Annotated in this window: 5 protein-coding genes; all 5 read right to left on the bottom strand. The window is 33.9% G+C overall.

Annotation, left to right across the window (positions count from 1 at the left end; translation table 11 throughout):
* Window positions 1-352: 352 nt before the first annotated feature.
* Window positions 353-2,035 (bottom strand): mechanosensitive ion channel family protein, encoded by a 1,683-nt coding sequence (locus F6K54_RS35065; protein WP_293088315.1) that lies wholly within the window; start codon window positions 2,033-2,035, stop codon window positions 353-355.
* A gap of 609 nt (window positions 2,036-2,644) precedes the next feature.
* Window positions 2,645-3,595: a MoxR family ATPase gene (locus F6K54_RS35060; RefSeq protein WP_293088313.1), complete on the bottom strand. Its 951-nt coding sequence runs from the start codon at window positions 3,593-3,595 to the stop codon at window positions 2,645-2,647.
* 1,024 nt (window positions 3,596-4,619) lie between these two features.
* Window positions 4,620-5,723, bottom strand: coding sequence for a DUF4350 domain-containing protein (locus tag F6K54_RS35055; protein WP_293088312.1), 1,104 nt, complete (start codon window positions 5,721-5,723; stop codon window positions 4,620-4,622).
* Complete coding sequence (locus tag F6K54_RS35050) at window positions 5,710-6,321, bottom strand: DUF4129 domain-containing protein (RefSeq protein ID WP_293088310.1); 612 nt, start codon at window positions 6,319-6,321, stop codon at window positions 5,710-5,712. The genes F6K54_RS35055 and F6K54_RS35050 overlap by 14 nt, the downstream gene beginning before the upstream one ends.
* Window positions 6,322-6,323: 2 nt before the next feature.
* On the bottom strand, window positions 6,324-7,676 hold the full coding sequence (locus F6K54_RS35045) for a hybrid sensor histidine kinase/response regulator (protein ID WP_293088309.1): 1,353 nt from the start codon (window positions 7,674-7,676) through the stop codon (window positions 6,324-6,326).
* Window positions 7,677-8,211: the final 535 nt, after the last annotated feature.

The following is an 8,211-nucleotide window of genomic DNA, read 5'->3' as shown; positions in this document are numbered from 1 at the left end:
TCAGAGGGTGGCTCTTTCGATTTAAATTAAGCGATAAGAGGGAGTTTTGGTGTGTGGGTGGCATTCGGATAGTTATTGAGGAGGTGGGAGTGGAGAGTGTGCGGAGTGGGGGAGTGGGGGAGTGGGGGAGGGGGGGAGTGGGGGAGTGGGGGAGATTAAATATTAAGGAGTAGGGGAGCGGGGGAGTAGGGGAGTAAGGGAGTAGGGGAATATTTTTTTTTGCCCAACTATGCGCTCTTTAATGCGCTTCTTTTTGAGCATGAAGAGCTGAAAACCATGTACTTTTTCAATACCTAAAAAGGCTAAAACCTTTATCTGACAATTATTTGATATTTAATCAGCAAACCCTATATTAATTCTGTTCTTCCTTGCCATTCAAATTAACTTTTTTCCTATTGCTTTCCTGCTGCTTGCTTCCCTGCTGGAAAAACTGCATCAACATTGCTTCCATTCGTGGAGATAAATCAATTGGTAAATTCCCAGACCGCAAATGCAAATCCTGTTGTGGAAACGGAATCTCTATCTCACGCTCCCGCAATATTGCCTCAATCTTAAAATACAAGTCACTCCTAATAATTTCTTGTTTGCTCGGTTCCGCTGTCCATACCCGTAACTCGAAATTTAGAGAACTATCTCCAAACTCAATAAACAATACCTGGGGTTCTGGTATCGATAACACATCGGGATAAGATGCTGCTGCTGCATCTAATAAAGCTTGACGTACTGCCTCTACATTAGATCCGTAAGCAACTCCTACTGGTAACCGCAATGCTGAAACTGGGTGGTCATGGTCCCAATTTATTAGCTCCGCCTCCAAAAACCGGCAGTTAGGTACAATAATAGATACATGGTCGAAAGTTTTAATCATTGTACTACGCGCACCAATGCGTTCAACAGTGCCTTGATATTCTCCAACTTCTACAAAGTCACCTACCTGTATTGGTCGCTCAAACAATATTATCAAACCACTGCCAAAATCTCTAGCAATATCCTGGAAACCTAAACCAATACCAACGCCAAGCGCACTAGCTAACAAGGCAATAGAACTCAAGTCTAAACCCCATACTTGCAATAATACCATTACACCAATAGTGATTAAACTGTATTTGGTCATAGTGGCGATCGCTTCTTGAGCGCCTCGGTTAATTCCGGTTACTCGTAAAATGCGCGATCTCAAAATATTTGTTGTTCCACCAACACCAATTATTAGTGCCCAGACTAAACCTACTAAAATGAATAGATCGGGTACAGAATATGTTTGATTTCCCAAATGAATTACTGGAGAAGTAAAGGTGGAAATTAAGGTATCGGTAAATTGATAACTGAACTGTCGAGTTAGGGGAAATTTATTAGTAATATACAGAATCGTTCCTACCCATAAAGCCATTCTCGTCACTAACAAACTTAAACTAATTAATATAGATAAACTTTTGCTTTCTTCCGGATGAGAAATGCCATGGTTTCCCAAAAAAAACAATAGGACTTGATATAAATATTTTCGCCATACTAACTTTAAGAACCAGTTTATTAATATAGCCCCAATGATAATTGCTCCTATTTTAATTAATGTGTTTCCCATAAATTTTAAAGAGCGTTCTTTTTGAGCGTTTTTTACTGACTCCTCAATTTTTCCTGCCCAAATTTCTGTTTGCTCTTTGAGATTACTTCCTGGAAAAACATCTTTTGGAGTAACAGTTAATAGATAGGCATCGTTTAACCAAATTGTTGGTAGTTTTTCATCTGTTTTAACTTTTAAATGTATAGGGTTTGATGATGAGACTACGGTTAATAACTTTTTTTCAATTAATTCGGCTCTTTTCTGGGCAGTATATTCTCCGACACTGCTAATTTTGATTATTGGCCGCCCATCTAAAACTACTGGAGCTGTAGAATTTTTAAATTCTACTAATGCTGCTCCTGGAGTAAATATCATTAAGCTACTGAGGATAAGCACGATTGTGCTAAATATAATAAATTGAAGTATTCCTGGTTGACGAGATTTAAAATTATAGTTATAGTTATTTTTTATAATCACCCTTTTACCCACCCTTTAGTATTTTAATATATAATAATGTAAAATATCAATAAATCTTGAATTAATTGTAACACAATGTAGGACAAGTTGATAGAAGTTTGGTTTTCCATCAAAATCATTAATTCCTGCGCTGCTTTATTCATTGAATTGGATACATATATAGTGGAACAGGAGCATTGGGAATAGTTCCGGAAAAAAAGTAATATTTTTTTATTATTAATAATTGCTAAATCGTAAGTTTGGATCTATAAATTATTAGTCAATATAGCAGAAGAAAGAGAAAAAATAGGGAAGAAGGAAGAGGACAGATGGAAAATCTTACGTTGTCTGAGTTTTAAGCTTTCGTTCTGTCCAGGCCCTTTCTTTCGACTACTATATCTTATCTTAAGAAGAAAAGTGTAATTATTAGTTCCTTTTGATCGAATATAAAAATTTTGATAACTTTTAACTTTTAACTTCCGTGTTTTGATCCTGTAAAATCTTACTTTTAACTTTTGATTTTTGACTTTTGACCTTTAACTTTTAACTTCCGTGTTTTAAGCCTGTAAAATCTTACTTTTGACTTTTGACTTTTGACTTTTGAATTCCTTTTTCCCCCTTCCTTACTTATTACCTTGGTACTGAAACTTTTTTCAATATAGAATTAATTACACCATCAATTATTATTCCATCTAATTGTGCTTCAGGTTTCAAAATTAACCGATGACGTAATAAAGGTAATGCTACTGTTTTAATATCATCTGGAGTTACATAATTTCTATTATTTAACCAAGCTTGTGTTTTACTGGTTTGTAGCCATGCAACTGCTGCTCGTGGAGAAGCACCCAAAGCTACATCTGGATGTTTTCGGGTTTGCTGAACTAATGCTAATAAATAATCTAATATTTTTTCTTGAACGTTAATTTCTTCTATTTCTTGACGAGTTAAAATTATTTGTTCGACCGTTGCTACAGCTCTAATTTTATTTAATTGAATACTTTTTGTAGCAAAACCTTGTCTAACATTGAGCAACATTTGTTTTTCTGCTGCTGTGTCTGGATAATCGATAATAATCTTGAATAAAAATCTATCTAATTGTGCTTCTGGTAATGGATATGTACCTTCAAATTCTAGGGAATTTTGAGTAGCAATTACCCAAAATAAATTTGGTAATGGCAAAGTTTCTCCATCTAATGTTACTTGTTGTTCTGCCATAGCTTCGAGTAAAGCTGCCTGGGTTTTTGGTGGAGTACGATTAATTTCATCTGCTAATAATATTTCTGTAAAAATCGGACCTTTTTTTAGGGTGAAATTGCGACTATTGAGGTCAAATACATTAGTTCCTAGGATATCTGATGGTAGAATATCTGGTGTTAGTTGAACTCTGCTAAATTCGGCTTGAATTAATCTAGCTAATACTTTGACTGTGAGAGTTTTTCCTGTACCTGGAACTCCTTCTATTATTACATGACCTCCAGTTAACAAGGCTATTAATAATTGTTGAATAGGTATATTTTGACCGACAATTATTTGACTGAGATTCTGATATAGTTGAGTAAATATTGAGTTAGTTTGTGTCATGTTAATTCAGTTATAGCGCTACGCCCTAGGGAACTTTCAAGAATTTAGAATTTAGAATTTAGAATTTAGAATTACCTCTTCTTATAAATTAAGAGGATTGGATTAAAGGATTTTTTCTTCTCTTGGTCTCATATAGAATCCGGTTGAATAGTTATTGTATAGTTGGGAGTAGGGGAGTGGGGGAGTGGGGGAGATTAAAGGCTTGAAGTAATTATAAAATTATCAACATATACTATATAACCGGATTCTATATCATGGATATTACGAGGTCTCCTCGTCATCCCATCCTACGGAATGCTCCGCAAACGACCGCTTTTTTCTCCATTAATGGAGAGGTTTTATACCTGAATTTTTCGGTAAAAGGATTTCAGGGTTGAAAAATACCTTAACCAATTCTTGTAGTGCTATATTAGTATATAATTAGAATTTGCTGAATAATATTTCAATCAATACCTGTAAAGGCTTACAGGGTTTTTTCTCCTGAAAAAGTGCAAGATTTTTGGCTCTTGTAGTCTCAAAATGCTAATATTTTTCCCCTGAGTATCAGAAAATTTGGCCGTAGCAGATAGTCTAAACTGTTGCCTCTGTTTTGGCCACTGAATCTGTAATTCCCATTTATTCTACGTCTTAACTACTCCCTAACCCTACTAAAAGACTTTTTCAGCAAACCCTAATTATTAATTATTAATTATTAATTATTAATTAGGGCTTGCTGATTAATTCTAAAAGTATTGACTGATATTGGTTTTAGCGTTTTAGAGTTGAAAAAAGTGTACCTGTTTTCGGTAGAAAAAGCTCGAAAAGCTAGTATCTTAGGATGATTATGGCAGAAAAATTGAGAGACAATTCTTAACTCCTACCTCTTCGCTCATTCCCATTTCTCCTGTCTCCTGTATTCCCCTCCACCGGAGGGGGAGGGGCGAGGGGTGGGTTGTCTCCTGTCTCCTACCCCAGCAAAAAGACTTTTTCAGCAAACCCTAATTATTAATTATTAATTATTAATTATTAATTATTGAACTACTCCCTAAAAAATTTGAAATATTTTCTCCCACTTATCTAACCAATTTAATAACTCTGATTCGGTAATTTTTCGCTTTTGAGATTGAATTTTTAGGACTTTTTCTAATTCTATTGATGACTCTCCAGTTTGCTGTATCCAAGCATATATCAAAGATTTATCTTCAACTATATTTTGCCCTAATCCTAATTTCTTTTGCAGTTGAATTTTTTGTTCTTTCCCTATAGTTTCTAAGATAAATTCTTGACTTTCTGCTTTTTGTAAAACTCCTGCTAAAGCTTGAATATAAGCTTGACTATTATCAACTATTGGTGCTGATAATTTTATCGGTTTGGCAAAACGACGATTTTGAGCAAAAATTAGGAGAAATAAAATAATTAAACCTTGAATAAAAATTGGAAATAAGGGAGTTTCAGCTAAATAATTCACCACACTGTTTCCCAACTCTTTATTAATTACTTCTTGGTCTTTATAACCATGAATATATTCATCTACTAAAATTTTTTGTTCACCTTGAGTAACAAGTTGAGCTAAAAATTCATAATTTCCAGATATATCTTGATAAGCATTAGCAGCTAAATATTGAGTAGTAGCTAAGATGATTTTTCCTTGGCCAAACTGTTTTTGCCAAACTATAGCACCGTAGCGATCGCCTAGTAAATTATCTTCTTTTTGTGGTTCAGGTTTTATTGCTCGGCGACTTGTTTCTATTTCAACTTTTCCCACTTCCGTATCATGGATAGTAGAAAAATCTGCCTTTGTCACCTCTTTTTTAATACCTAAAACTACCAAAATATTTCCTAATTTTACCCAACTTTCTATCCGAGCATTAATTACTTGATTTTCTAGTTGACTATTAACCTGTAATAGAGTGACTGATGAATTGATATCTTGACTATTTTCTAAATCTATAAATGGTTTTTCCCAGCGTTGAATATCTGCGCCTTTTTCTAACATAAACTTGTACCAAGCACCATATCCATCTGGGGCGCGACTATAAGTAGAACCGCTATTGAATTGATTATTTACTGGGGCAGAAAAAACAGTGATTATCATAATTGAAATTAGAGCGATCGCTCCAAATATCCAAAATTTATTAGTTTTTTTCATCTGTGATTTGTTGATAAGCTTGCTGGCATTCTGCAAATACAGCAGCAGAAACTTCTAAGTTACCAAATAATAACTGCTGATGAGTAATGAATAATTTTTGATATGGTTTAGGTTGAGATAACTGCTGAATTAATTCTAAATATTCTCCATCTGTGCGACTAGGTAGATTGGAAATAATACCTCGGTCGTTTAATCCTTGTAACATTGCCATATATAAACAACAACAAGCTTCTCGATAATTACCGATTTGTTGGTATTTTTGTGATTGATTTAACCAAGCTGTTACTGATAATTCTAATTCAGATTTTTCTCTAGTTTTTGTCGTTAAATTAATTTGATTGCGGATACCATAAATATAAGGATTTAACAGTCTAATTATTTGTATAGCTATCCAACTCAACAGAAAAGCAAAAGCTAGCCATGCTATTACTTTAGCAATCATTAATATCATGGAATTATCCAACCATGAAGGCAAATCTACCTCTGGTAATTTAACTGTTGTTTGAGAAATTTTAAGTTCCCACCATTCACCAATTTTTTGTTGTAACTTGTGGAATTGCCAACCTAAACTATCTTTCTTAAATGAATTTTCAGACATACTTAAATTTCGTCTTGTTCTGGTAGAAAATTTGTAGAATCAGTCATGGGAATTTCAACAATAAATTCAGCATATTTTCCTGCTTTAGTTTCCACTTTAATACTGCCATGATGTTGTCCAACAATTATTTGATGAACTAGAGATAAACCCAAACCTACCCCTTCTCCAGGAGATTTAGTAGTGAAAAAAGGGTTGAAAATCTTATCTTTAATTTTTGAACTTATTCCTATACCATTATCATTGATATGAATTGCTACTTTTTCTCCTAAATTATAGGTTTGTACAGATAAGGTAGGATTAAAATCTTGATGAGCAGCTTCCTCTTGTTCTAACTTAGTTTTCAGAGCATAGCAAGAATTATCAATTATGTTCATAAAAGCCTGAAACATATCAGAAAATGATAATTGAATTTTCTTAATTGATTCATCGTAATTAGTCTTAATTGTCATCGGAACATTCTGTTTTTCCCAAAGCTTCTTACAAGCCAACTGCAATGACTCATTTAGCATATTATGAATATCGCTATATTGTAAGCTATTGTGGTCAACCTGTGCGTGTCTTACCATGCCTCTAATAATTTTTTCTGCCCTTTTACCATGTTGGTAAATACTATCTGAGTTTTGTTTAATATCATTAATAATTTCTTGAAATTCTTCAACTTTTTCTGGCTCCATTTTATCGCTTTCTAAAGTCAATTCTTCCATGAGTTCATCAACTAAATCTGTAGAAAGTTGAGCAAAGTTTTGAATAAAATTAAGAGGATTACACAGTTCGTGAGCAATGCCTGAAGTTAAAGTACCTAAATACGCAAGTTTTTCTTTAGCAATAATCTGTTTTTGAGCTGTTTTTAACTGTCGCAATGTTTCTTTAAGTTTTGCTTCTGCTGTTTTTCTTTGTGTAATTTCTTCTAGCAGCAGTAAATTTTTATTCTTTAATTTTGCAGTTAATTGCCGTAGCTGTATATGTACTTTTACTCTTGCTAAAACCTCATCTATTATGATTGGCTTAGTAACATAATCTACAGCTCCTAATTCAAATCCTGTAATTTTATCCTCTATATCTGATAAAGCAGTCATAAATATCACAGGAATATCTTTAGTTTCTGGGATTGCTTTTAAGCGCTTACAGATTTCAAAACCGTCAATTATAGGCATTAAAACATCTAACAAAATAATATCTGGGCTACTTTCTTTTGCTTGTTTCAAACAATTTTCACCATCTACAGATATTAATACCTTAAAGTTATAGTTCTCTAGCACAGTAATTGCCAATTTCAAATCGATTGGATTATCATCCACAATCAAAATAGTAGTTTTTTTCTCCTTATTTTCAATACTATTAGCGACTTTATTCATTTGATTTATACCTATTCTGCATTTTAGATTTTTTGCGATTAATTTTGTAACTTTTCAAAGTATAGCAATATGATTTTAGTTATGATAGGGAGTAGGGAGTAGGGAGTAGGGAATAGGGAATAGAGAGTAGGGTTTAAAGGAATAAGATATTTTGGATTAATGCCGATAATCCTCTACATTCATTGGGAGTAGGGAGTAGGGAGTAGGGAGTAGGGAGTAGGGTTTAAAGGCATAAGATATTTTGGATTAATGCCGATAATCCTCTACATTCATTGGGAGTAGGGAATAGGGAGTAGGGTTTAAAGGCATAAGATATTTTGGATTAATGCCGATAATCCTCTACATTCATTGGGAGTAGGGAGTAGGGAGTAGGGAGTAGGGTTTAAAGGAATAAGATATTTTGGATTAATGCCGATAATCCTCTACATTCATTGGGAGTAGGGAGTAGGGAGTAGGGTTTAAAGGCATAAGATATTTTGGATTAATGCCGATAATCCTCTACATTCATTGGGAGTAGGGAGTAGGGAGTAGGGAG

The organism is Okeania sp. SIO3B5 (assembly GCF_010692555.1).
Taxonomy (GTDB): domain Bacteria; phylum Cyanobacteriota; class Cyanobacteriia; order Cyanobacteriales; family Microcoleaceae; genus Okeania.
This window is presented reverse-complemented; position numbering and strand designations above follow the sequence as displayed.